The organism is Paenibacillus pedocola, assembly GCF_031599675.1.
GTDB classification, from domain to species: Bacteria; Bacillota; Bacilli; order Paenibacillales; family Paenibacillaceae; genus Paenibacillus_AQ; species Paenibacillus_AQ pedocola.
Genome location: NZ_CP134223.1, coordinates 2315642 through 2339961 on the forward strand (window position 1 = coordinate 2315642; position 24320 = coordinate 2339961).

General features: G+C 50.9%; 21 protein-coding genes and 2 tRNA genes. 17 read left to right on the plus strand and 6 right to left on the minus strand.

The genetic code is table 11. From position 1 onward, the window contains the following. The first annotated feature begins 7 nt into the window (after positions 1 to 7). Together QU597_RS09835 and thiH are read left to right on the plus strand one after the other, a co-directional pair. The gene (locus QU597_RS09835; RefSeq protein ID WP_310832470.1) at positions 8 to 772 is read left to right on the plus strand and encodes a thiazole synthase; all 765 of its coding nucleotides are present in this window, start codon (positions 8 to 10) and stop codon (positions 770 to 772) included. A gap of 29 nt (positions 773 to 801) precedes the next feature. Continuing rightward, positions 802 to 1917: a 2-iminoacetate synthase ThiH gene (thiH, locus tag QU597_RS09840; RefSeq protein ID WP_310832471.1), complete on the plus strand. Its 1116-nt coding sequence runs from the start codon at positions 802 to 804 to the stop codon at positions 1915 to 1917. Between the two features lie 81 nt (positions 1918 to 1998). Here the strand turns inward: thiH and QU597_RS09845 are convergent, their stop codons facing one another. The 3 genes from QU597_RS09845 to yfbR form a co-directional block, all read right to left on the minus strand. Next, positions 1999 to 2775 (minus strand): SDR family NAD(P)-dependent oxidoreductase, encoded by a 777-nt coding sequence (locus QU597_RS09845; RefSeq protein ID WP_310832472.1) that lies wholly within the window; start codon positions 2773 to 2775, stop codon positions 1999 to 2001. A 66-nt stretch (positions 2776 to 2841) separates the two neighbouring features. Then, positions 2842 to 3441 carry a Crp/Fnr family transcriptional regulator gene (locus QU597_RS09850; RefSeq protein WP_310832473.1) on the minus strand — a complete coding sequence of 200 codons (600 nt, stop codon included), beginning with the start codon at positions 3439 to 3441 and terminating at the stop codon, positions 2842 to 2844. A 95-nt stretch (positions 3442 to 3536) separates the two neighbouring features. Next, entirely contained in the window at positions 3537 to 4142 is a 606-nt protein-coding gene (gene yfbR / locus QU597_RS09855) for a 5'-deoxynucleotidase (protein ID WP_310832474.1), read from the minus strand. A 103-nt stretch (positions 4143 to 4245) separates the two neighbouring features. Between yfbR and QU597_RS09860 the strand changes: the two genes are divergently transcribed. Both QU597_RS09860 and QU597_RS09865 read left to right on the plus strand, forming a co-directional pair. Further along, positions 4246 to 5799, plus strand: a complete 1554-nt coding sequence (locus QU597_RS09860) for a fumarate hydratase (protein WP_310833269.1) — start codon at positions 4246 to 4248, stop codon at positions 5797 to 5799. A gap of 213 nt (positions 5800 to 6012) precedes the next feature. Then, positions 6013 to 9006, plus strand: a complete 2994-nt coding sequence (locus QU597_RS09865; RefSeq protein ID WP_310832475.1) for an alpha-amylase family glycosyl hydrolase — start codon at positions 6013 to 6015, stop codon at positions 9004 to 9006. Positions 9007 to 9126: 120 nt separating this feature from the next. Here QU597_RS09865 and QU597_RS09870 read toward each other — a convergent pair whose 3' ends face one another. Further along, positions 9127 to 10140 carry a LacI family DNA-binding transcriptional regulator gene (locus QU597_RS09870; protein ID WP_310832476.1) on the minus strand — a complete coding sequence of 338 codons (1014 nt, stop codon included), beginning with the start codon at positions 10138 to 10140 and terminating at the stop codon, positions 9127 to 9129. Between the two features lie 239 nt (positions 10141 to 10379). Here QU597_RS09870 and pnpS point away from each other — a divergent pair, with 239 nt between their 5' ends. From pnpS to QU597_RS09915, 9 genes are all read left to right on the plus strand, one after another. Next, positions 10380 to 12173: a two-component system histidine kinase PnpS gene (gene pnpS / locus QU597_RS09875; protein ID WP_310832477.1), complete on the plus strand. Its 1794-nt coding sequence runs from the start codon at positions 10380 to 10382 to the stop codon at positions 12171 to 12173. 188 nt (positions 12174 to 12361) lie between these two features. Beyond that, a complete protein-coding gene (locus QU597_RS09880) occupies positions 12362 to 13090 on the plus strand; it encodes a response regulator transcription factor (RefSeq protein WP_310832478.1) in 729 nt (242 codons plus the stop codon). Positions 13091 to 13280: 190 nt separating this feature from the next. Further along, positions 13281 to 14036: a phosphate ABC transporter ATP-binding protein PstB gene (gene pstB, locus QU597_RS09885; protein ID WP_232381083.1), complete on the plus strand. Its 756-nt coding sequence runs from the start codon at positions 13281 to 13283 to the stop codon at positions 14034 to 14036. 67 nt (positions 14037 to 14103) lie between these two features. Continuing rightward, positions 14104 to 14763 (plus strand): phosphate signaling complex protein PhoU, encoded by a 660-nt coding sequence (phoU, locus tag QU597_RS09890; RefSeq protein WP_206104142.1) that lies wholly within the window; start codon positions 14104 to 14106, stop codon positions 14761 to 14763. 254 nt (positions 14764 to 15017) lie between these two features. Beyond that, positions 15018 to 17699 carry a DNA polymerase I gene (polA, locus tag QU597_RS09895; RefSeq protein WP_310832479.1) on the plus strand — a complete coding sequence of 894 codons (2682 nt, stop codon included), beginning with the start codon at positions 15018 to 15020 and terminating at the stop codon, positions 17697 to 17699. Between the two features lie 51 nt (positions 17700 to 17750). Next, positions 17751 to 18599 carry a DNA-formamidopyrimidine glycosylase gene (gene mutM, locus QU597_RS09900; RefSeq protein WP_310832480.1) on the plus strand — a complete coding sequence of 283 codons (849 nt, stop codon included), beginning with the start codon at positions 17751 to 17753 and terminating at the stop codon, positions 18597 to 18599. Between the two features lie 178 nt (positions 18600 to 18777). Next, on the plus strand, positions 18778 to 19482 hold the full coding sequence (gene ytaF / locus QU597_RS09905; RefSeq protein WP_310832481.1) for a sporulation membrane protein YtaF: 705 nt from the start codon (positions 18778 to 18780) through the stop codon (positions 19480 to 19482). Positions 19483 to 19491: 9 nt separating this feature from the next. Then, on the plus strand, positions 19492 to 20088 hold the full coding sequence (coaE, locus tag QU597_RS09910) for a dephospho-CoA kinase (RefSeq protein ID WP_310832482.1): 597 nt from the start codon (positions 19492 to 19494) through the stop codon (positions 20086 to 20088). Then, on the plus strand, positions 20085 to 20648 hold the full coding sequence (locus tag QU597_RS09915) for a lytic transglycosylase domain-containing protein (protein ID WP_310833270.1): 564 nt from the start codon (positions 20085 to 20087) through the stop codon (positions 20646 to 20648). The genes coaE and QU597_RS09915 overlap by 4 nt, the downstream gene beginning before the upstream one ends. 66 nt (positions 20649 to 20714) lie before the next feature. Here the strand turns inward: QU597_RS09915 and QU597_RS09920 are convergent, their stop codons facing one another. Beyond that, a complete protein-coding gene (locus QU597_RS09920) occupies positions 20715 to 20930 on the minus strand; it encodes an alpha/beta-type small acid-soluble spore protein (RefSeq protein WP_236333456.1) in 216 nt (71 codons plus the stop codon). Positions 20931 to 21094: 164 nt separating this feature from the next. Between QU597_RS09920 and nrdR the strand changes: the two genes are divergently transcribed. The 3 genes from nrdR to QU597_RS09935 all read left to right on the plus strand — a co-directional run bounded on the left by nrdR (position 21095) and on the right by QU597_RS09935 (position 21891). Next, positions 21095 to 21571 (plus strand): transcriptional regulator NrdR, encoded by a 477-nt coding sequence (nrdR, locus tag QU597_RS09925; protein WP_054939889.1) that lies wholly within the window; start codon positions 21095 to 21097, stop codon positions 21569 to 21571. A gap of 159 nt (positions 21572 to 21730) precedes the next feature. Next, positions 21731 to 21806 (plus strand) — tRNA-Ala (locus tag QU597_RS09930). A gap of 12 nt (positions 21807 to 21818) precedes the next feature. Beyond that, positions 21819 to 21891: transfer RNA gene (locus QU597_RS09935), tRNA-Lys, on the plus strand. A 175-nt stretch (positions 21892 to 22066) separates the two neighbouring features. Here QU597_RS09935 and QU597_RS09940 read toward each other — a convergent pair. Next, positions 22067 to 22732: a TetR/AcrR family transcriptional regulator gene (locus QU597_RS09940; RefSeq protein WP_370656258.1), complete on the minus strand. Its 666-nt coding sequence runs from the start codon at positions 22730 to 22732 to the stop codon at positions 22067 to 22069. A gap of 359 nt (positions 22733 to 23091) precedes the next feature. On the opposite strand from QU597_RS09940, the gene QU597_RS09945 reads away from it, so the two are divergent. Then, positions 23092 to 24255 (plus strand): SMP-30/gluconolactonase/LRE family protein, encoded by a 1164-nt coding sequence (locus QU597_RS09945; protein ID WP_310832484.1) that lies wholly within the window; start codon positions 23092 to 23094, stop codon positions 24253 to 24255. Positions 24256 to 24320 lie beyond the last annotated feature (65 nt).

Genomic DNA, 24320 nt, shown 5'->3' on the forward strand with positions numbered 1-24320 from the left:
GAATCCCATGTCAGATCCTTTTGTACTCGGCGGCATTTCATTAACCAGCCGCTTGTTTATAGGAACCGGTAAATACAGCCGTAATACTCTGATCCCCGAGGTTGTAGCATCGTCAGGCTCAGAGGTAATTACAGTGGCCCTGCGCCGGGTTGATCCGCAGAGCCAAGAGAATATTATGAATTATATTCCTTCCCAGATGACGCTGCTTCCCAATACCTCCGGCGCACGCACAGCAGAAGAGGCCGTCCGCATTGCCAGACTGGCTAGAGCAGGCGGCCTTGGCAACTGGGTGAAAATTGAAGTGATCAGCGACCAGAAGTATCTGCTGCCTGATAATAGCGAAACCATCCGCGCTACAGAAATACTCGCCGCCGAGGGCTTCGTGGTGCTTCCTTATATGAGTCCGGATCTGTCCGCTGCACTGCGGATGAAGGCAGCCGGCGCCGCAGCCATTATGCCGCTGGGGGCTCCCATCGGTTCGAACCGCGGCTTGAAGACCAAAGAACTGCTGCGTATCCTGATTTCTGAGGTGGATCTTCCCATTATTGTAGATGCCGGAATCGGCAGACCCTCAGAAGCGGCAGAAGCGATGGAAATGGGCGCTTCCGCAGTGCTGCTGAATACAGCGATTGCCACCGCCCGCGATCCGCTGCTGATGGCCGAGGCCTTCCGTGAGGCCGTATCGTCCGGCCGGAAGGCTTACCTGGCGGGACTCGGTCCGGTGGAGGAGGCCGCAGTCCATTCATCACCGCTGACGGGATTTTTGAACTGATAGTTACCTAAGTGGAATGGGGGAGGAATATGAGCTTTTATGAAACGGTGCTTCGGCTGGAACAGCTTCCTTACGAAACCTTATGGAAGCAGTACGCAGCGGAGGATGTGAAGCGGGCGCTTCGTAAGGAACGCCTGGATGAACACGATTTGCAAGCCCTTCTGTCACCTGCTGCAGCGTCCTGCCTGGAGGAGATGGCACAGCGTGCACAGCAGCTGACCCGTTCGCATTTCGGGCATGTCATGCAGCTGTTCACACCGATGTACCTCGCTGATTTTTGCGTCAATCACTGCACGTACTGCAGCTTCAGCTCTATTTATGATTTTCCGAGAAAAAAGCTGGGCCCTGAGGAGCTCAGGCAGGAGGCGAGTGTGATAGCAGCTTCCGGCTTCCGCCACCTTCTGGTACTTACCGGAGAGTCGCGCAAAGAGAGCCCGACTGCTTATGTGAAGGACTGTGTGAAGATTCTCCGGGAATATTTCTCTTCCGTCAGCATCGAAGTGAATCCGCTGTCCATAGAGGAATACAGAGACCTTATGGAGGCCGGAGTGGACGGACTAACCCTGTATCAGGAGGTATACCAACAGGAGACGTACCGCAAGCTGCATATCAAGGGACCTAAAAGAGTCTACCGGAACCGCCTTGATGCCCCTGAACGCGGCTGTCAGGCAGGATTCCGGTCCGTCAATATCGGAGCACTGCTCGGGATGTATGACTGGCGTCAGGAAGCTTTTTTCACCGCGATGCATGCACGCTATCTGCAGGATAAGTACCCCGAATGTGAGATCGGGCTGTCCGCCCCGCGGTTTCGCCCCTATCTGGGTGAGTTTAACCCGGATAGCGAGGTAACCGACCGTGCGCTGGTGCAGATCATTCTGGCATATCGCCTGTTCCTGCCCCGCGCCGGGATTACCTTATCCACGCGTGAGCCTGCTTCTCTAAGGGATCATCTGGTCCATCTGGGGATAACCAAGATGTCCGCAGGAGTGTCTACCGAGGTTGGGGGACATACCCAGACGGGGGGCACGCCGCAGTTTGAAATCTCCGACAGCCGGAATGTACAGGAGATCACAGATATGCTTACAGCAAACAGCCTGCAGCCGGTATTTAAAGACTGGGATATCCTTACAGGAGATCCGGCATAGAGCGAAACTATAAGCCCTTGTCCATAATCGGATTAAGGGCTTGTTTCTGTCTCAAAGATTCTGTGAAGCAGCTAAGGAATGTCACAGATTATATTTTGACACTCTTCTTGAAATTATTTTTTTAAGCAGCAATCTCGGGATCATTGATATCAGTTTCATATTCCCCGGAAAAACGACAGGTGTATTCCTATATAAGGCATCAACTGCAGCTTTAGCAACTTGTTCAGGCGGCATTAATGACTTTTTGATATTAGTATTTCTGGCGTTTCTAAAAAAATCCGTATTGGTATCTCCTGGACACAGGCAGCTTACTGTTATGTTTGAATGTCTTAACTCATGCCTTAAGGCTTCTGAAAAAGACAAAACAAAAGCTTTGGTTGCACCATAGACACTGTAGTAGGGCAACGGGTAAAGAGCTGCTATGCTGGCAACATTTAAGATATAACCCTTCTCCAGCTGCTCAAGGTCAGGAATAAAATAATGCGTTATACCCACTAAACTGTTGATGTTGAGTGCTATTATATTTAGTTGATCATCCAGGTTTAAGGTATGGAACTCCCCGAATAAGCCTGCCCCAGCGTTATTTATAATCGCATCAATTGTTATATTGCGTTGTTTACACCACATGTAAATGGATTCAGCAGCATTCTTTTCCGTTAAATCCAAAGATACAATATGCACATGAATCTTATATAAAGTGTTCCACTCCGCAGCCAGCTCCTGCAGCTTTTCTTCACTTCGTGCAGTTAATACCAAGTGATGTCCCCTTTTGGCAAGCTCTCTGGCTATTTCTTTTCCGATTCCGCTGCTTGCTCCTGTAACTAAAGTATATGTCTCGCTATGGTTTGATAAGTTCATCGTTCTCCTCCTATTGTTCTGCTAATCTGGCGCGACAAGCATACAACAAGAACCGGAGGATTACATTTACATATGTAAAGTGCGGAGTTTATTTCTTATTCTGCTTAAAGAAACAGCGGAGATTCCTAAATAGGAAGCAATGTATTTCTGTTTAATCCGCTGCTCGATATCAGGATGAGTCTGGGTCAAATGAATGTACCGCTGAGTTGCGTCCTCCAGTAGAAAACTGCTCTCGCGATTTTCTTTGTAGATGATGGTTTGATCTTGCAGTTCTTTTATAATATTGATCCAGGTTGGATTATGCTGAGACATTTTTTGGAAGGAGGAATATGTTGTGCTCAGCAGTGTGCAATTTTCCAAAGCCTCAATATAGTAGCTGGCCTTCTGATTTACAATTAAGGCGGAATAACCTACTATTGAACCTTCGAAATAGAATTTTTTGGTAAAGTCATCTCCAAGTTTATTTATATAATAACTCCTTAACAGCCCTGAAACAGTAAAGGCTAACCTGCTGGGCTGCTCACCCTCCTTTAGAAAAAAATCATTCTTTTTTAGTTTATGAGGCTTAAAATGGTCAGCTACATCCTTCTTTTCTTGCTCGGTACATTTAATATGAGTCAGCTTTTCCAGATGGTCGAAAATGAAATCGAGATCTTTTATGGTCACGGCAGTACTCCCTTTCCCCGGTTAACCTTTAGCACAATCCTCAGATAAAAAATTCCCTGCTCTGCCCTTTAACGTTCAATTGGCTGTACAGAAGTTCAATCTTCCGCAGACAGCTCATCGAGCGACATCTCAAAGCCCGGAGCCATATGAGCCAGGAAATACTCCATCTCCGGCAGCGCAAGACCGGTCAGCTTTGCAAGTGTCTGTGCCTTGGCGGCGGCGAACTCGCGGTTGCCTGCAGCGGTTTCCCAGACGCACTTCAGGTAGGCGTCGAGCACATCTGCCGCCTTCACGTAGCGGAGCAGTCCGGCATCCTCTGAGCCTGCGGGGCTGTCCTGCGGCTGCAGGAGCGGCGTATAGATGGCGCCAAGCTCCGGCGGGATCATCGCCGTCAGGCGCTCGGCGGCGACCCGCTCCATCTCGCGGAAGCTGGATAAGAGTCGCGGATTGTTGTGCTTGACCGGTGTGGCAATATCGCCGGTAAATACCTCGCTGGCATCGTGGAACAGCGCCATCGTAGCAGCACGGTCAGCGTTCAGCGAACGGCCGAAGTGAACATTGCCGATGGAACAGAGCATATGCGCCAGCAGGGCGACCTGGAACGAATGCTGCGCTACGTTCTCCGGTGCGGTGCTGCGCATGAGGCTCCAGCGCTGAATATACTGGAGGCGGTAGAGATAGGCAGAAAAATGGTAGTTCATTTTTTAAGTAACCCCTTTCATGCAGAGCTGAGTGTGATATGATAATAACTAATTGTATCAGACTTTAGACAACCTGGAACTGATGAGAGGAGCCGGAATGAAGATGCAGAATTTTGAAGAAAGCATTTATAATCTGATCGTAGAGACCTCCACAAACCTGCCGGGTGATGTGCGCAGAGCCGTTGCCAAGGGGCGTGCACTGGAAGACCGGGCCACCCGCTCGGGGCTTGCATTAACCACGATTGCTCAGAATATCGGCATGGCCGAGCTTCAGGTATCGCCGATCTGTCAGGATACGGGGATGCCGACTTTTATCATTCATACCCCTGTAGGCGTCAACCAGATTGAGATGAAGAAGGATATTCATAGCGCGATTATCCGCGCTACTAAGAACGGGAAGCTGCGGCCTAACTCCGTCGACTCGCTGACCGGTGAGAACAGCGGAGATAACCTCGGTGCAGGGACGCCGGTGATTCATTTTGAACAGTGGGAAGAGGAGAACGTGGACGTCCGGCTGATTCTTAAAGGCGGGGGCTGCGAGAACAAAAATATCCAGTACAGCCTGCCTGCTGAACTTGAGGGTCTGGGCAAAGCAGGGCGCGATCTTGAAGGCATCCGTAAATGTATTTTGCATGCCGTGTACCAGGCGCAGGGTCAGGGCTGCAGTGCCGGTTTTATTGGTGTAGGCATAGGCGGCGACCGGACAACCGGCTATGAACTGGCAAAGAAGCAGCTGTTCCGCAAGGTCGAGGATGTCAATCCGGTTGAAGATTTGCGCAAGCTGGAAGACTATATTATGGAGAATGCCAATAAGCTGGGGATCGGCACGATGGGCTTCGGCGGTGAAGTAACGCTGTTAGGCTGCAAGATTGGTGTGATGAACCGGCTTCCGGCCAGCTTTTTCGTATCCGTGGCCTATAATTGCTGGGCATTCCGCCGCCAGGGGATCCTGGTTGAGCCTGCAACCGGAAATATTAAGGACTGGCTCTATGAGAGCGGCACAGGCATCTCCGTAGATGAACCGGACTCGGCTGCAACTGAACCGGCCGCCGTGCCAGCCGAGGCTGCTGTGGGTTCACGCGAGGTTCGCCTGACTACACCGGTCAGTGAGGAAGAGATCCGCAGCCTGCGGGTAGGCGATGTGGTCATCCTCTCCGGGGAGATGCACACCGGAAGGGATGCGCTGCATAAATATCTGATGGACCATGATGCCCCGGTCGATCTGAACGGTGCAGTCATCTATCACTGCGGGCCGGTGATGCTGAAGGATGATGAAGGCTGGCATGTGAAGGCGGCAGGCCCGACTACCAGTATCCGTGAGGAGCCGTACCAAGGCGAGATTATCAAAAAGTTCGGCATCCGCGCCGTAATCGGCAAGGGCGGAATGGGTCCCAAAACTCTCCAGGCCCTTCAGGAGCACGGCGGTGTATACCTTAACGCAATCGGCGGTGCGGCGCAGTATTATGCGGAATGCATCAAGAAAGTCAACGCCGTTGACTTCATGGAATTCGGCATTCCGGAGGCGATGTGGCATCTGCAGGTGGACGGCTTCGCGGCTATCGTAACCATGGATGCACACGGCAACAGTCTCCATGCCGATGTCGAGAAGGATTCAGCAGCCAAGCTGGCCCAGTTCCGTGAGCCGGTATTTAAATAACAAAACAGAATCATTGAATATTCAAAAACCTTCTTTCATATTCCGGAAAGAAGGTTTTTTGACATTAATTATGCTTGACAGCGCATACATGATCATGGTAATTTTTACTTGGGAAACCGGTTTCCTTACCTGCAGCACAGTTTTGCAAGTGACGGGTGTAAATTCACAGGCAGTGGTGTTCAAATGCGCTTTATGATGAGAGGGAGATGAGGAATGAAACGCAACCGATGGCTAATTCCGGTACTAATCACATCTATTGTTCTGTCCGTAATGACGAATTTATTTGTACTGGCACCTTCACAGGCAGATGCGGCCAGCATCGGCACAGTCACTGAGAACGACACGATTTATCAGATTATGGTTGACCGTTTCAATGATGGGGATACCTCCAATAATGCCACCGGCGCCGCGATCCGTTACGGAGAGACCTCGGAGGATGATTTCCGCTATATGAAGGGCGGGGACTGGCAGGGGGTTATCAATAAGCTCCCTTATATTGCGAACATGGGTTATACCGCAATTTGGATCTCTCCTGTGGCAGAGCCGCAGATGACTAACCGCGACAACAACGGCACCGGTAAAAACACCGCTTATCACGGATACAACGTCAAAGACCCTAATGCCGCCAATCCCTACTTCGGGACCAAAGAGAAGCTGAAGGAGCTGGTGGATTCCGCGCATGCACTGGGAATTAAGGTAATTATTGATGTCGTGCCGAACCACATCGGAGACTATATGCTGGGCACGCAGGCTTATTATGATATCGCGGGTCTGCAGCCGGCAGCGCCGTTTAATAACCCCGCGTGGTATCATCACAATGGTGATATTAACTGGTCGCTGGCAGACGGAAGATATGACCAGTGGGCACAGGACTACCTTGAGAATCACGATCTCGGCGGACTGGATGACATCGACTTCGACGTTCCAGCTGCGAAACAGGCCGTATTCAGCTCCATTAAAGCCTGGTTTGACTATACAGGAGCAGACGGCGCGCGTGTAGATGCTGCTAAGCTGATCAAGCCGAGCGATATCGGCGAGCTGCAGAATCTCCTGGGTGTGAATACCTTTGGTGAGAATTTTGACGGCAATGCTGAATTCGTCTCCCGCTGGGTGGGCACGAATAAGGAGTGGGGCATGCTTGATTTTCCAATGTTCTTCTCCGTGCTGAACAGCTTTGCTTACGGGCAGTCTTTTGACTCCAATATCAAGAGCACTTTGGCTCAGGATTCCTATTACAACGGAAATGCGAATCATATGGTTACCTTTATCGATAATCATGACCGCAACCGTTTCCTGACAGAAGCCGGCGGCAGTGTTGAGAAAATGCAGAACGCCCTCTCCTTTATCTTCACGGTCCGCGGAACACCGGTAGTCTTCCAGGGTACCGAACAGAATAAAGGGAACGGCAACGGCCAGATTATGACTGGCGGGATCGCCGATACCTGGAACCGCTGGTCGATGGTGAAACGGGATGCGAACGGCAATGTTCTGGAGAATTATTTCAATGAGAACACAAGCACCTACAAGCATATTGCCAAGCTGAATGAAATCCGTAAAAATAACCCGGCGCTTCGCACCGGCACTCAGCGTGAAATGTGGTCCGCCCAGAACCTGTATGCCTTCTCACGCCGGATCGACAGCGGCACCAATGTTGGGCAGGAAGTCATTTCTGTATTCAGCAATGCAGCCAGCGGCACACAGACGGTTACGATTCCGCTGCGCGCAGAAAGCACATTAACTGTCGGAACCGTTCTGATTAATCAATTAAATACATCGGATACAGTAACTGTACAATCGGGAGGCGCAACAGGGAAACAGATTACGGTAGCTGTAGGTGCGAACTCAGCCAAAATCTATTCCAAAACACAGCCGGTAACAGATACCGTGGCTCCTTCTATTCCAGGCAACGTAACAGCAACCGTGCAAAACGCCTCCAGTGCGCTGGTCAGCTGGACAGCATCTACTGACAATGTTGGTGTTACTGGTTATGAAGTTTACCGGAACGGGGTAAAGGTGGGTACTACGACAACTACCTCTTATACCGATAACGGCCTCTCAGCCCAAACGAATTACAGCTATACGGTAAAAGCTTTTGATGCCGCAGGCAACCTGTCGGCATTCAGCGCAGCGGCGCTTGTCACTACACCAGCTGGTAATAGTGTGACTATCTATTACAAGCAGGGCTATTCTACGCCATATATCCATTATCGTCCTGCCGGGGGAACCTGGACGACAGCGCCGGGCGTAGCCATTCCGGTATCCGAAGTGTCAGGCTACAACAAAATTACGATTAACATCGGCTCTGCCACGCAGCTTGAAGCTTGCTTCAATAACGGAAGCGGAACCTGGGACAGTAATGGCGGCAGTAATTATCTGTTCGGTACCGGTACCTGGACGTATACGCCGACCGGGAACATTCAGGCAGGCGCACCTGTAACGCCGACAGCAACTCCAACAGCAACACCAACACCAACACCAACACCAACACCAACACCAACAGTAACACCGACACCTACGCCAACAACAACACCGACTGCTACACCTACGCCTACAGCAACACCGACGGCGACGCCGACAATCACGCCGACACCAACGGCTACTCCAGCTGGCAATTCAGTGACCATTTATTATAAGAATACAGCTTATACAAATTCCTATATGCACTATAGCCTGGATGGATCAAATGTATGGACTACATCACCAGGATTACAGCTGCAGGCTTCCTCCTATTCAGGCTACAAAACAGCCACAATTCAGCTGGGCACTGCTGCAGGTCTGACTGCAGCCTTCAATAACGGCAGCGGCACCTGGGACAACAACAGCGGCAGCAATTATCATTTTGCAGCCGGCACATGGAGTCTGGTGAACGGCAGCCTATCCGCCGGAGTACCGCAGCCGGACAGCGTTACCTTTAAGGTCACCGTTCCGAGCTCTACCCCGTCATCCGGGCCGGTATATCTGACCGGCACCTTCAACAGCTGGAATGCGGCGGACCCCGCGTATCAGCTGACTAAAGGCAGCGATGGTGTTTATTCCATCACACTCAGCCTGCCAGCAGGAACAGCAGTGCAGTATAAGATCACGCGCGGAAGCTGGGCCTCGGTGGAGACAAGTTCAAGCGGCGCAGACATTGCGAACCGGACGCTGACACCTGCCGGCGGGGCGCAGACCGTATCGCTGACGGTACAGCGCTGGAAAGATCAATAACATCTGAAGCATATTCATATCCTCACAGATACAACCTAAATAAGGAGCGGCCCCGGTTAGGGAGCCGCTCCTTATTTTGCAAACTTAAGAGTGATAGTGAGAACAGAATTAAGATTACTATCACTGCAGCCCGGCTGTGGACTCGCGCGGAATCAGCTCGGGTTCCAGAAGCAGCTGCCGTGATGCCGTACAGCTGCCTTGGATATGATCCATCAGCCACTGGCCGGATGTTACTCCGAGCTTGAAGGTGTCGATATTCAGTGAAGTCAGCGGGGGAGTCGTATAGCGGGATAAAGGATATTCATCAAAAGCTGCGACACCCAGTTGCCCCGGAACATCGATCCCCAGCTCCCGGGCCGCCTTCAGTACACCAAACGCCGTATAATTCGTCATACATACCACAGAGTCAGGACGGTCCCCGTACTGGAACAGCTTCAGTGCGGCGCGGTATCCTTCGTGTTCATCCGCCGGACCGTTTACAATCCAGTCCTGGCGGACGATGCAGCCTGCCTGCTGCAAGGCCTGAAGGTAGCCGCTTAACCGGCGGCTGAAAATCTGCTCATTCCGCTCTCCGCCGATAAATGCGGGTTTACTGTAATCCTGCCGCAGCAAATGGCTGGTCAGCATTCGTCCCCCGGCTTCATTGTCGAAATCGACCCAGCTGGCGGCTGGCTCCATTTCACCGATCGAGACGTAAGGGAAGCGAAGCCGGTCCAGCTCCCTCGACAATTCTTCAGTCAGCACAGAATTATTAGCAATAATGCCATCCACGCGCTGGTTCAGCACTAGCCGGTTAAGAAAATGGTCCTCAGCAGCATGGTGCTGGATATTGCAGAGAGTCAATTCATAGCCCATAGGGCCGATCACGCTCTCAATACCGCCGATAATATTGTAAAAGAACTGATTCAAAAATTCGCTCTCTTTGGACATGTCGATCAGTAGTCCGACTGTATGGCTGCTCTGTCTGGCTAATCCGGTAGCTATGCTGCTCGGGATATAATTCATCTGCTTCATGATTTCCCGGACTCTTAGCTTGGTTTCAGCTGATATTTTGGGAGAATCGTTCAACACCTTGGAGACGGTGGACTTTGCCACATTTGCCGCTCTTGCTACATCTGAAATGGTTACTTTCATCGCTATCCCTCGCAAAAAATTAGTCATTATGAAACTGCTATAGAAGAAACGAAAGGTGTTATATACTAGTTTATCATTTTGTTGCGTCTTGTTCTAATAATAGGATTTCTGCAGAACTCCGGCAGTGTTCGCGGCTGATTTTACATTGCGTTGATAATTGTCACGGGAACTGGTATTTTCGCGGAAATGGAGTTAGGATGTTCTCAAGGACACAACGATAAGAAAGAGGACTACTTTATATGAAACCGTTTCGCATCCGCCTCACCCTAATCATGATGGCCCTGATCGGGATCTCTATGATCGGTGCAGGCATTACAATGGCTAAGCTGTTCAAGGACTCGCATATCACTGCCCTGGAGGAGAACATGTCCCGGGAAATAAAATTATTATCCGGCACTTTCCAGTTTACCGACATGAACAGCGCTGATGCGGTCAGCTACTACACAAAGCATGCCAAGCTCATCTCCCAGCTGACGAATTCCCGGATTACCTTCATCACCAGAGAGGGGAAGGTCATCGGCGATTCGGAGAAAAATCCGCTGGAAATGGACAACCACTCTACACGGGAAGAAGAAGTGATTGCGGCGAAAGAAGGCATTGGCCGTGCCATCCGATACAGTGATACGCTGGACCGGGAAATGCTCTATGTGGCGGGAGCGGTACAATCGGAGGACGGCTTTGACGGATATATCCGCCTTTCGATGGGGCTTGATGCGGTCACAGAGGGACTGAACCGGGCATGGATGATTATGGCCGGCGGACTGGTGCTCCTGTTTGTGGCGGCTACCTTTGTGAGCTATAAAGTGGCATCCAGCATGACTTCACCGCTGGAGCAGATTACAAGAGTCGCCCGGCGCATTACCGATTTGGACTATGATGCCAGAGTTCCGATACAGCGCAGGGATGAAGTCGGACAGCTGGCTAAAGCGATCAATGCAATGGCGGACAGTCTGCAGGCGCAGCTAAAGACGATCCGCGACAATGAAGATCTGCTGCAAAGCGTTTTGGATAATATGACCGGCGGCATTGTCATGATCAACGCGGAAGGGGAGTTTGCCCTGCTCAACAAGGCCTCGGAACGGATGCTCGATGTGAAAAACAGCGAGATGGCCGGGCATTCCTACAAAGAGCTGAAGCATCATTATGAGCTGGCCCGGCTGATTGAAGAAGGTGTGGAACGCAATGAGCCGATTCATGAAGAGCGCAGCATTTATACCCCTGCTGAGCGGATCGTCCGGCTGGACGGTGTGCCGATGGTGCAGGACAGCTCTTACCGGGGCATGCTGTTCCTGCTGCAGGAAGTTACGGAAATCCGACGGCTGGAGAAGATGCGCAGCGAGTTCGTCGCCAATGTGTCGCATGAATTGAAGACGCCGGTAGCTGCAGTAAAAGGGTTTGCCGAAACGCTGCTTGGCGGAGGTGTGACCGATGAGAAGACCGCCCGTTCATTTTTGCAGATTATATATGATGAGAATGAGCGGCTGAACCGCCTGATCGGGGACATTCTGGAGCTGTCCAAAATCGAATCCAAGCGTGTGCAGCTGGAATGCTCTCCGGTACATTTAGTCGAATTCTTTGATTCCGTGCTGGGGACGCTCAGTAAGGTGGCAGAGAAGAAAAAGATCAGTCTCAGCACCAACGTGCCGAACGAACTCTTCATCGAAGGGGACGAGGATAAGCTGCGCCAGATCTTCATGAATCTGCTCTCCAATGCCATTAATTACACTCATGACGGAGGTAGCGTCAAAGTAACGGCAGTGAATAGACAGAAGACGGATGGTACAGAAACTGTCGTCTTTACCGTCAGTGATACGGGAATGGGAATTCCCCGCAAAGACCTTCCGCGCATCTTTGAGCGGTTCTACCGGGTAGATAAGGCCAGATCCAGAAGCTCCGGCGGTACGGGGCTCGGGCTGTCCATTGTTAAACATCTGGTGGAGCTGCACCGGGGCACGATTACCGTGGAGAGTGATCTCGGAATTGGAAGCTCGTTTATTCTGGAGCTGCCGCTGCTGCAGGAGCACGGAGAGTAGCAGGCTGTTTGTGCGCCACCTATAGAGGTATGGATTGCGTTTGCCAGCCGGTCTATCAAGCGATATATTAAAAGAATCAGGTTAATCTACGAAAGTTGCTGCTATTTTACACCAAGTTAACATTCCGGTGATATGATGGGCTTGCTGCAGTTTTGTAAATTTAAAAACATATGAATACGGGGGAAACTATGGCACAACGATTGCTTGTCATTGAAGACGAACCGACACTGGCCCGGCTGCTGTCCTATAACTTGACACAGGAAGGCTATGAGGTGACGGTCGAGGATCATGGAACGGCAGGATACGACCGTGCGACTAGAGAACCTTTTGATCTGATCGTACTGGATCTGATGTTGCCCGGTATGAACGGGATAGATATCCTTGATAAGCTTCGCGGGCAGGGCATCCGTACACCTGTAATCGTGCTGACTGCCAAAAACGCTGAAGAGGATGTAGTCCGGGGACTGAAATCAGGCGCCGACGATTACATAACGAAACCTTTTGGCGTGTCCGAACTGCTTGCGAGAGTGAGCGCTGTTCTCCGGCGGATCTCGGGAGTTGTAGAGGAGAGCCAGCCGGAAGTGGCGGCATCCGCATCAACGATTATTCTGGGACAGCTGGAGATTTATCCGGAGCGCTATGAGGTCTCGCTGGGGGGACAGAGCATCAATCTGCGCCCCAAAGAATTTGAAGTGCTGCTGTATCTGGCACGCAAGCCGGGGGTAGTGCTGACGCGCGACGACCTGATGAATGCGGTTTGGGGCTTTGATTATATCGGCGGGCAGCGTACCGTAGACGTTCATGTAAGCTCGCTGCGCAAGAAGCTGGAGCTTGATCCGGAATCCGTCCACATCGATTCAATCCGCGGGGTGGGCTACAAGCTGGTCGTGAGCAAAAAAAGAGCACCGGTCATTTAAAATGACGGTGTTCTTTTTTTGATTATACATAAAAATACTGATGTAACTATACACTATACTTACATTTCTGTTAGAGGCATTATTTCTGCCGCTGCCGATTTTACACTGCGTTAACAATTCTCTTCAACTCTATTTACACTGGAAGCTTATCATTGGGAACGAAGATGATGAGAAGGAGACGCCAAAACAAATGAAATCCATCATTGACATAGAGAAGCTAGATCTCTACTATGAGTCATTTCACGCACTGAAGAATGTGGAGCTGCAAATCCCGGAGAAACAGGTGACCGCGTTTATCGGGCCTTCCGGCTGCGGTAAATCCACCCTGCTGCGTACCCTAAACCGAATGAATGACATGATCCCCGGAACACGAATCGAAGGAACAGTAAACATCGGCGGCAAAAATATTTATAGCGACGAAGTGGAAGTGGAAAGCCTGCGCAAGCAGGTCGGCATGGTATTCCAGCAGCCGAATCCTTTTCCTAAGTCGATTTATGACAATGTAGCCTATGGCCCGCGTCTGCACGGCGTCCGCTCCAAAGCGGAACTCGACGAGCTCGTGGAGCAGAGCTTGCGCCAATCCGCCCTCTGGGAGGAAGTTAAGGATTTCCTGAAGAAGTCTGCGCTCAGCTTGTCCGGCGGACAACAGCAGCGGCTCTGTATTGCCAGAGCACTTGCGGTGCAGCCGGATATTCTGCTGATGGATGAGGCAACTTCTGCCCTGGACCCGGTCTCCACGCTTAAGATTGAGGAGCTGGTACAGGAATTGCGGAGTAAGTACACGATTGTAATGGTCACGCACAACATGCATCAGGCGGCCCGTGTGTCGGGACGTACCGTGTTTTTCCTGAATGGTGTCATCGTTGAGGCGGCGGATACGGAGATGCTGTTCTCCAATCCGAAGGACTCCCGCACTGAAGATTATATATCCGGACGCTTCGGCTAAGCGCTGGAGGACCCGTTCCTGGAAATGACAGGCTGACCATACGTTTTTGAGGAGGATCGGTTTACTTATGATTCGCAGAAAAGAATTCGACAAAGATCTGGAAGAGCTGCGCACCCTGCTGCAGCAAATGGGTGAGCATGTCATCGATGCGCTGGAAGGTGCTGTGGTGGCGCTGCAGACCCAGGATATCGAACGAGCACAAGACATCGTTAAGGCAGACCTGAGGCTGAATGCGATGGAAGACAAAATTATGGACATCGGCTCACGGCTTATTATTACCCAGCAGCCGGTAGCCAAAGACCTGCGCCGTATTATTGTTGCTTTCAAAATCTCCAGCGATCTGGAGCGTATGGGCGATTTGGCTCTGGATGTGGCGAAGGTTACCCTGCGTATCCAGGGACAGCAGCTGATCAAGCCGCTGGTGGATATTCCGCGCATGGCTGAAATTGTATCGGTAATGATTACCGAGGCCATTCAGTCCTACCTGGACGAGAATACCGATCTGGCCTACAAAATGGCCCAGGACGACGATCAGGTTGACGGGTTGTACAGTGCAATGATTAATGAGCTGTATGCTTATATGGTGGAGAAGCCGGAATCCCTGAATCAGGCCATGCTGCTGACACTGGTTGGCCGTTACATTGAGCGGATTGCTGACCACGCCACCAATATTGGCGAGAGTGTCGTTTATCTGGTGACGGGCAAGCGCCCGGATCTGAACCAATAGCCTGAGGCAAGCTCGCTCAGACAGCTGGAGTGAACCTCCCTGACGTATTTCTAAAACAGCACGCCCCCCATGGAGGCATGCTGTTTTTTATTTGTAAATGCAGGCAATAACGGGTTTAAGCCGCGGAAGAATGGCAATCCTGCATTAAATATAAGATTCTATCCCGGAGACTCATTTCGTGCACTTTGGTTCTTTTTTGTACAGATCATATGGTAAGATGTAAGAAGTAAGCAAGAAAAAGGCGAGGTGCTACAGTGGACAAGTTGATACTCATAGATGGAAATAACATCATTTACCGCGCGTTTTTTGCAATGCCGCCGCTGACGAATACAGCAGGACAGCAGACGAATGCGGTATACGGATTTACGACAATGCTATTGCGCTTAATTGACGATTATAAACCAAGCCATTTGATTGTGGCCTTTGATGCGGGGAAGATTACCTTCCGTCATGAAGGTTATGAGGATTATAAAGGCGGCCGCCAGAAGACTCCGCCCGAGCTGTCCGAGCAGTTCCCGATGCTGAAGGATCTGCTGCGCGATCTCGGTGTGCCGCAGTTTGAAATCAGCGGGTACGAGGCCGATGATATCATCGGCAGTATCTCCCGGGAAGCGGATGCAGCCGGACGTGAAGTGATCATTGTGTCCGGGGACAAGGATATGCTGCAGCTGGCTTCGGAGCATACTACCGTAGCCCTGGTACGCAAAGGTGTTACCGAAGTGGAACTGTACGGGCCGCAGCAGATACGTGAGAAATATGATCTGACCCCTGAGCAGATTATCGACCTCAAGGGCCTGATGGGTGATACGAGCGATAATATTCCAGGTGTTCCCGGCGTAGGTGAGAAAACGGCACTGAAGCTGCTGCACCAGTTCGGTTCTGTTGAAGGTGTACTCGCCGGAACAGGCGAACTGAAAGGAAAGATGAAGGAGAAGCTGGAGGAGCATGCCGACAGCGCCGTCATGAGCAAGAAGCTCGCGACGATTTACCGAGAGGTTCCGCTTGAGCATGCCTGGGAGGATATGGCCTTCAGCGGAATTAAGACAGAAACAGCCGGACCTGCGCTCGCTAAGCTGGAGTTCAAATCTCTGCTGGAGCGCTTGTCGCTAAGCGCCTATGCGCCAGCGGCAAACGGCGAAGGAACCGGAGCGGAAGCATCGGGTGCGGCTGAGACTGCTGTCCTGGATATTACGATTGTCGGCGAGGCCGACCTGGAAGCGTTAATTGCTGCCCTCCCGGATATTTCCGCACTGCATGTGGAGACAAACGGTGAGAATCCGCATCGTTCTGAAGTCATCGGCATCGGTCTGTCTTCGCCGGATCAGCATTACTTCGTGCCGCTTGCCCTGCTGAAGAGCCCGGCCGCCGCACCGCTGCGGGACTGGCTTGGAGACAGCGGTGCGCCGAAGAGCGGATATGACCTGCACCGGGCGGATCTGGCCCTGCATTGGCAGGGAATCGCCTTTGCCGGAGCGGCCAATGATGTGCAGCTTGCGGCCTATTTGCTGGACCCGACGGAAGCGAATCAGAATCTGAATGATCTTACCGCCAAATATGGACTGCCGCGTCTGTCCCCGGATGAAGAGGTATTCGGCAAAGGCGCCAAATATAAAATTCCTGAGCTTGAGATTCTGGGCAATCATGTAGCCCGCAAGAGTGCTACTGTGCTTGGCATTGTGCAGAAGCAGCAGCAGGAGCTAACAGAGACCGCAATGACCGGCCTGTTCGTGGATCTGGAAATGCCGCTATCGCGCATTCTGGCCGATATGGAGAAGCAGGGGATTGCTGTCAATAAAGAGGATCTCAAGGAGCTGGGCAAAGAATTCGAAGCACAGATCTCTAAACTTGTAACGGAAATTTACGAGATTTGCGGAACCGAATTCAACCTGAACTCGCCGAAGCAGCTTGGCGAAATCCTATTCGTGAAGCTGGGACTGCCTGTCGTTAAGAAGACGAAGACGGGCTATTCCACGGATGCAGAGGTGCTGGAGAAGCTGGCTCCTTATCATGACGTAGTGCGTCTGATCCTGCAGTACCGTACGATCTCCAAGCTGCAGTCCACTTATGTAGAAGGATTGCTCAAGGAAATTTCGGAGGAGACCGGCAAGGTTCACACCTTCTACCGGCAGACAATTGCCGCAACGGGACGTTTAAGCAGCCAATTCCCGAATCTGCAGAATATCCCGATCCGGCTGGAGGAGGGCCGCAAGATCCGTAAGGTCTTCGTGCCGTCTGAACCCGGCTGGTCGATCCTGGCGGCGGATTACTCGCAGATTGAGCTGCGGGTGCTGGCGCATATCTCCGGTGATGAACGGATGAAGGAAGCGTTCCTGGAGGATATGGACATTCACACCAAGACAGCCATGGACGTGTTCGGGGTTGCCGCCGATCAGGTAGACAGCAATATGCGCCGTTCCGCCAAGGCGGTTAACTTCGGAATTGTCTATGGCATCAGCGATTACGGCCTGTCTCAGAACCTTAATATTCCGCGTAAAGAAGCGGCACAGTTTATTGAGCAATATTTTGAAGTGTTCAAAGGTGTGCGTAAGTATATGGATGATATTGTGCTGGATGCCCGTAAGCAGGGCTATGTCACCACACTGCTGGAACGCCGCCGCTATCTGGCGGAGATTAATGCCAAGAACTTTAATCTGCGCTCTTTTGCCGAACGTACGGCTATGAATACGCCAATTCAGGGAACGGCTGCGGATATCATCAAGCTCGCTATGGTTCATATGGACAAAGCGTTATACGAACGCGGGTTGAAGAGCCGCATGCTGCTTCAGGTGCACGATGAGCTTGTGTTTGAGGTACCGCCGGATGAGCTGGAGCTGATGAAGGAGCTGCTGCCTGAGGTTATGGCCGGGGCGCTGGCACTGTCTGTTCCGCTGAAGGCGGAGGTAAGTTATGGAAGTAACTGGTATGAAGCGAAATAGGCTCCCCGCAGCCTGGTGTTATCCGGTATAATGGGATAGAGGTGAGCCATAATGCCGGAATTACCGGAAGTCGAAACAGTCAGAAGAACCCTTAACGATTTAATTACAGGCAAGCAGATAGAGCACGTCACCGTCCGGCTGCCGCGGATTATTCAGCGTCCGGACGATATACAGGCTTTTGCCAATATGCTGGCGGGCCAAAGCATTGTTACGGTTGAGCGCAGAGGCAAGTTTTTGCGGTTTGTGCTGGATGGGCTGGTGATGGTCTCCCATTTACGGATGGAAGGCCGCTACGGGCTCTTTCAAAAGGACGATCCGCTGGACAAGCATACGCATGTCATTTTCCATTTTACCGACGGTACTGAGCTCCGTTACACGGATGTACGCCAATTCGGTACGATGCATTTGTTTCAGCCGGGTGAGGATTTGCTGCTCAAACCGCTGAACAAGCTGGGGCAGGAGCCCTTGGATGCTTCATTTACCCTGGAACGGTTCAAGGAAATCGTCGCAGGCCGGAGCACCAAAATCAAGCCGCTGCTGTTAAATCAGGAATATGTGGTCGGCATCGGTAATATTTATGTAGATGAGTCCTTGCACCGCGCGGGAATTCATCCGGAGGAGACAGCGAAGTCGCTGTCGGACGAGCAGCTCGGCAGGCTGCATAATGCGATTGTAGCAACCTTGACGGATGCTGTTAATGCCGGAGGCTCATCCGTGAAATCGTATGTCAACGGCCAGGGAGAGAGCGGCAGCTATCAGCAGCAGCATCTCATTTATGGCCGCAAGGATCAGCCGTGCAGCACCTGCGGTACCCTGATTGAGAAAAGCGTCGTAGGCGGCCGGGGCACGCATATCTGTCCGAACTGCCAGCCTTTATCTGTATTTGTAAATAAGAATTAACCCTGGAATGCTCCTAATCCACAGGCACTATACACTATTACCTGTCCATGCTGCCGCAATAAGTCAGGCACCGACTGCCCGTCCCGCCCATATACTGTGTGAAGAATGCTGAATCAAGGTAACGGAACCGAGCGGATGTATCCGCCGGACTTCCGTTTCTTCACGGGAGGGATTGCGGGTGATCAGCCCATTGTTTTCACTTTTGCTACTGGCCTTTGCGCTTAGTTTGGACGGTTTTGGTGTAGGCATTACATATGGATTACGCAAAATGAAGATACCGCTGCTGTCCATTCTGATTATCTCGCTCTGTTCGGGGATAGTCATTTGTGTCTCTATGCAGGTAGGTGTACTATTAGCCAAGGTTGTTTCACCGGATGCCGCCTCCATGATTGGAGCGGTTATTCTCGTCTTAATGGGCTGCTGGTCCCTGATTCAGATGCTGATGCAAAAGGAACGGGAGCACAGTCCGCAGGGACCGGAGGCGCAACCTGATCCATCAAATGAAGAGTCCGTGAAACCGGCCGAAGACTGGCTCCACAAATCAGCAGTTTTTTCTTTGGAGCTGCGGCATTTGGGAGTAGTGATACAGATTCTCCGCACGCCTTCTTCCGCCGACATGGATGACTCAGGGAGTATTTCCTCGATGGAGGCGGTGATCCTCGGTATTGCGCTGTCCCTGGACGCTTTTGGTGCGGGGCTTGGTGCTGCGCTGCTTGGGTTTAGCCCGGTCCCGACTTCACTGATGATCGCCCTGTTCAGCGGAACCTTCTTACTGCTGGGAATGAAAACCGGTCTAAAGCTGTCGGGGAGCTTCTGGATGAAGCATGCAGCTGCTCTGCCGGCGTTATTATTAATTGCTATGGGAATAATGAAGCTGTTATGAGGTGAGTACATGATTATGGGCTTAACCGGAGGCATTGCTTCCGGAAAAAGCACCGTCTCCGCACTATTTGTAGCTAAAGGGGCACGGCTCGTCGATGCTGATGTAATCGCAAGAGGGGTCATGCTCCCGGGGCATCCCGTGCTGGCTGCTGCTGTGGAGCATTTTGGCCAAACCATATTATTGCCGGACGGAACACTAAACCGGGCTGCGCTGGGAGAAATCGTCTTTCAGGACCAGGCTGCCCTGCAGGTGCTGAATGACCTGACACATCCTGCGATCCGCCAGGAGATCAAAGAAACGATGTATGCGTTGGAAGAAGAAGATCCACTGTCACTGATTGTCGTGGATATACCCTTGCTCTACGAATCAGCGCTGGACAATCTGTTCAAGATGACAACCGTTGTGTATGTGCCCCGGGAGGTGCAGCTAGCCCGACTAATGGAGCGTAACGGATTGTCTCTTGAGCAAGCCACTGGCAGGCTGGATGCCCAGATGGATATCGAAGAGAAGCGCAGAAGAGCGGATTACGTTATCGACAACAGCGGCGGGCTTACCCATACTGAACAGCAGGTAGCGGCGCTATGGGACAGGCTGGGGTTATCATGAGCTGGCTGCGTAAAAAAAGAGTACTGCTCATGTTATTCGTTGGCTTTACTGCAATTCTGTTCCTGAGCACCAACTGGATGTCTTTGTTTTATCCCATTCATTATAAGAATGAAATCCGTAAGCACAGTATCACTTATGAGATGGACCCGTTTCTAGTGGCAGCCATTATCCGCGTGGAGACCAATTTTAAGACAGGCCGGGAATCCAGAAAAGGCGCACTGGGCCTCATGCAGCTCATGCCGGACACGGCCAAATGGGCGCTTGAAAAGGCCAAGCTGCCCGATGTGTCGCTGGACGAGCTGAAGGAGGAGCCCTCGGCAAATATTGAACTGGGAACCTGGTATTTATCCTCGCTCTCCCGCCAGTTTGAAGGCAACCGTACTGCGGTAATCGCTGCATACAATGCCGGACCCGGTAAAGTGCAGCGCTGGCTGGATGATGGCGACTGGGACGGCACAGAGGGTTCTGTGAAGGATATTCCATTCGGCGAGACCCGGCACTACGTTCAGCGCGTAATTTATTATTATAATCAGTACACGGAGATTTACAGCGAGTTCTAAAAAAAAGAAGCATTAAACGACGGTTAGCCGTTTAATACTTCTTTAGGCAAGCTTATTGGGGACAGGTTATTTGAATTGACCTGCCAGGGACTGTTCAGCCAGAGTTACAAGACGTTTAGTGATGTAACCACCGATCGAACCATTTTCGTAAGAAGTTTTATTGCCTTGGTATCCGTCTGGGGAAAGAGTGATACCTAATTCTTGGGCAACTTCGTATTTAAGTTGTTCCAAGGCACCGCGTGAATTTGGAGCTACCAGGTTGTTGCTGCTGTTTTGGCTCATTGCTGTTCACCTCCTATCGGTTGGTAACTGTATTATGTGCTGCTCTCGCCAGATTCATAACAACAATAAAACGGTGTTTTATGGAAAAAAGAATTACAGCTCCGAAACCTGAATGTGGCCGCTAAGGCCTCCCATATTAATGCAAAAGGAAGTGACCTGAGCTTATGAAATGCCCTTACTGCGATCACACGAATACCAAAGTGCTTGACTCGCGTCCGGCCAACGAGAATAAATCGATCCGGCGCAGGCGTGAATGCGAGCGCTGCAGCAAGCGTTTTACTACCTTCGAGATGATTGAAGAGACCCCGCTGATCGTAATCAAAAAGGACGGCAGCCGCGAAGAATTCAGCCGCGACAAAATCCTGCGCGGCCTGATCCGCGCCTGTGAGAAGCGCCCTGTGTCCGTAGAGCGCCTGGAATCCATTGTCTCCGAGGTTGAGAAGTCGCTGCGGGGTATCGCCTTAGCGGAAATAGAGAGCCGCCAAATTGGCGAGCTGGTGATGGAGCAGCTCTATCCGGTTGACGAGGTTGCCTACGTCCGCTTCGCCTCCGTATACCGCCAGTTTAAGGACATCAACATGTTCATGAAGGAATTGAAGGGACTGCTGTCCAAGAACACAGGAGAGCTGGAGGGGCTGTAGAGCTTCTCCTAAAAACTTTTTTATTAAAGTGTTGACACCGAGGGCGATTTTTTATATTATATAGAAGTCGCCTACGGAACTTAAGGTTCACGAAGCGAGTGAGCTTACGGCTCACACCTGATTTTAGAGTACATAATGTAGTTCTAAAATATGCATCATGGGGCCATAGCTCAGCTGGGAGAGCGCATCGCTGGCAGCGATGAGGTCAGGGGTTCGATCCCCCTTGGCTCCACCAATAACATCATACGGACTCTTAGCTCAGTTGGTAGAGCAGTAGACTCTTAATCTATTTGTCCAGGGTTCGAGCCCCTGAGAGTCCATCACAGTAAGAACGGCAGCGATGCCGTTCTTTTTTTGTATTTAACCAACAACCGCCGCAGCCCCGGGTGCCAATGCCAATTGCGAAGATCTAACCCATAGACCTTATTTCGCTAATCAGCATTTATTTCAGAGCTATCGGACCGTACCCGCTTATACCTCTCCATTAGGTTTGGGTCAACGAAGGCCGCTATGATCTGGAAACAATGAGCCGACAATCAAAGACAATGTGTGCTTGTATATGGTATAGGCTGCTTGTACGTCTCCCAAGTGTCCTCCGATGTAAAGATGAATGACGCCATGGAGGGAAGCCCAGAATATGCGAATAACGGATTCGGTGTCGTACTGGCCGGTAATTAATCCTTGCTCTTGCGCATTGCTGATCACGGTCGATAATTGACTCATAGCTGTGACGGTACCGCGCAAGCTTTCTTCGTCCGGTTTGAAATCTGCGAAAGCACCTCCGAACATCAGTTTATAATAGCTGGAGTAGTCCTGTCCGAATTGCCAAAAGGATTCGCCGAAATTCAGCAAATGCTGTGCCGGGTCAGCAGCCTTCGGCGTCCTCTCGAATTCGTTAGCAAGCAGCTGGCAACCGTCCAGATATAACTGTTGTGCCAAGCCCTCCTTATTAACAAACAAGCTGTAAATGATTTTTGTCGAGCAATTCATTTTTTGGGATACTTTGCGGACCGTAACGGCTTCCGGGCCCTCTTCCTGTAAAAGCGTTGCGGCAGCATCAACAACGAGCTTGCGGAGATTTTCAGTATTTTGCATACGGGCTTCCTGGTAGGTTTTCAGCTTTCTTGTGTTTGTATTGGAGGAGGCATCTTGGTCGCTCATCATCATCCACCTTCGGTTATCATGTTTTCTTCAGGAAACATAGTTTCCATCTCTCTTAGCAGGAATTGTATACAGTTGTCCTTCACTTGTCAATAAAACGATAAAGGCTCAAAGAATATATTGACTTTTAAAAAAGCACTGGATACAATGATTCCATTAGGAAACAGTGTTACCATGATCGTAATTCTTAACTTACATGAGAACAGAACATTCCTTTCGAGTAATGGTAACGGTGTTTCTAAAATATAACGAAGTTTCGAAGGGAGAGCAACACAATGACAACTGAAGGGACATCTGATCTTGCAGAGAGGACAACACAACAAAAGCTACACAACTAAAATGACATAGGAGGCACTCTAATGCCCAACAAACCAGTTAGCTCCGTTAAATCTGCTGAAGGCGTAAATCGTCCTGTACGCTCACCGCGTGCTAGGATATACAGATGGGGGCTATCCCTTCTCGCAGTGCTCGTTCTAGGATTACTCGTGTTCTTGCTTATTCCTTCACCGGTCCAGCCGGTACAGTGGTCCGCACCCGTTGCTCCCTCTTTTGAGGAAGCGGGTCCTTGGAAACAGAATAACAAACTCGGCTCGGCTCAGCTTGTTACTGATGCTCCCCAGTTCCCGGAATTCATTACTTTCGATAAAGAGGGCCAGCTATTTACAGGAGATTCAGACGGGAAAATTTACAAGGTTCCTTTCGATGCAGAGGGCAATCCCCAAAAAGCCCAGCTGTTTGCAGACACCAAAGGAACACCGAATGGGCTTATATTCGATGCCAACGGCGATTTGATCGTTACGGATGTCAAGAGGGGACTGCTGTCTATTAATCCATCCGGAAGTATTGAGGTATTGGCCGATAAAGTGGACGGCAAGCCCATCTATTTAGCGAATGAGCTTGATATTGCCAAGGACGGCTCCATTTATTTCTCTGATACTTCGAATTATGGTATCGTGACCTTCAAAGAAATTGCCGAGAACAAGCCGCATGGACGTTTGCTGAAGTACGATCCCATAACCAAGAAGACGACCGTCCTGTTAGAAGGCCTCTATTTTGCAAACGGGGTTGCTTTGTCCGCGGATGAAGACTTTGTACTTGTGGCGGAATCTTATCATTACCAGTTGACCAGATATTGGCTCAAAGGACCGAATAAAGGTACCTCTGATATTTTTGCTGATAATATCGCAGGCTTTCCAGACAACATTACGCGTGATGACCAAGGTCATTTCTGGGTAGGTATCTTCACGACTCGCCTTTCTTTTGTAGATCAGATGCATAGCAGTCCATGGTTGGCTAGTACCATCGCCAAAGTACCGCAGTTTCTGCTCAGCGGTGCTAGCGCACCGGTTAAGCATGGACTCGCTGCGGAGTTCAGTCCGGAGGGAGAGCTTCTTGGAAGCTGGCATGATCCGGAAGGCGAATTATATGGTGTAACTACGGCTGCAAGCCATAACGGATATTTATATATAGGGACGGCACCAGGGGGCAGCAAGGGGGTACATCGCGTGCTTTTAACAAAATAAGGCTGGAATCCGGGAGGGGATGATACAGCTCTCAATGCATTAATGCAGGGTTCAACTAAAACGAT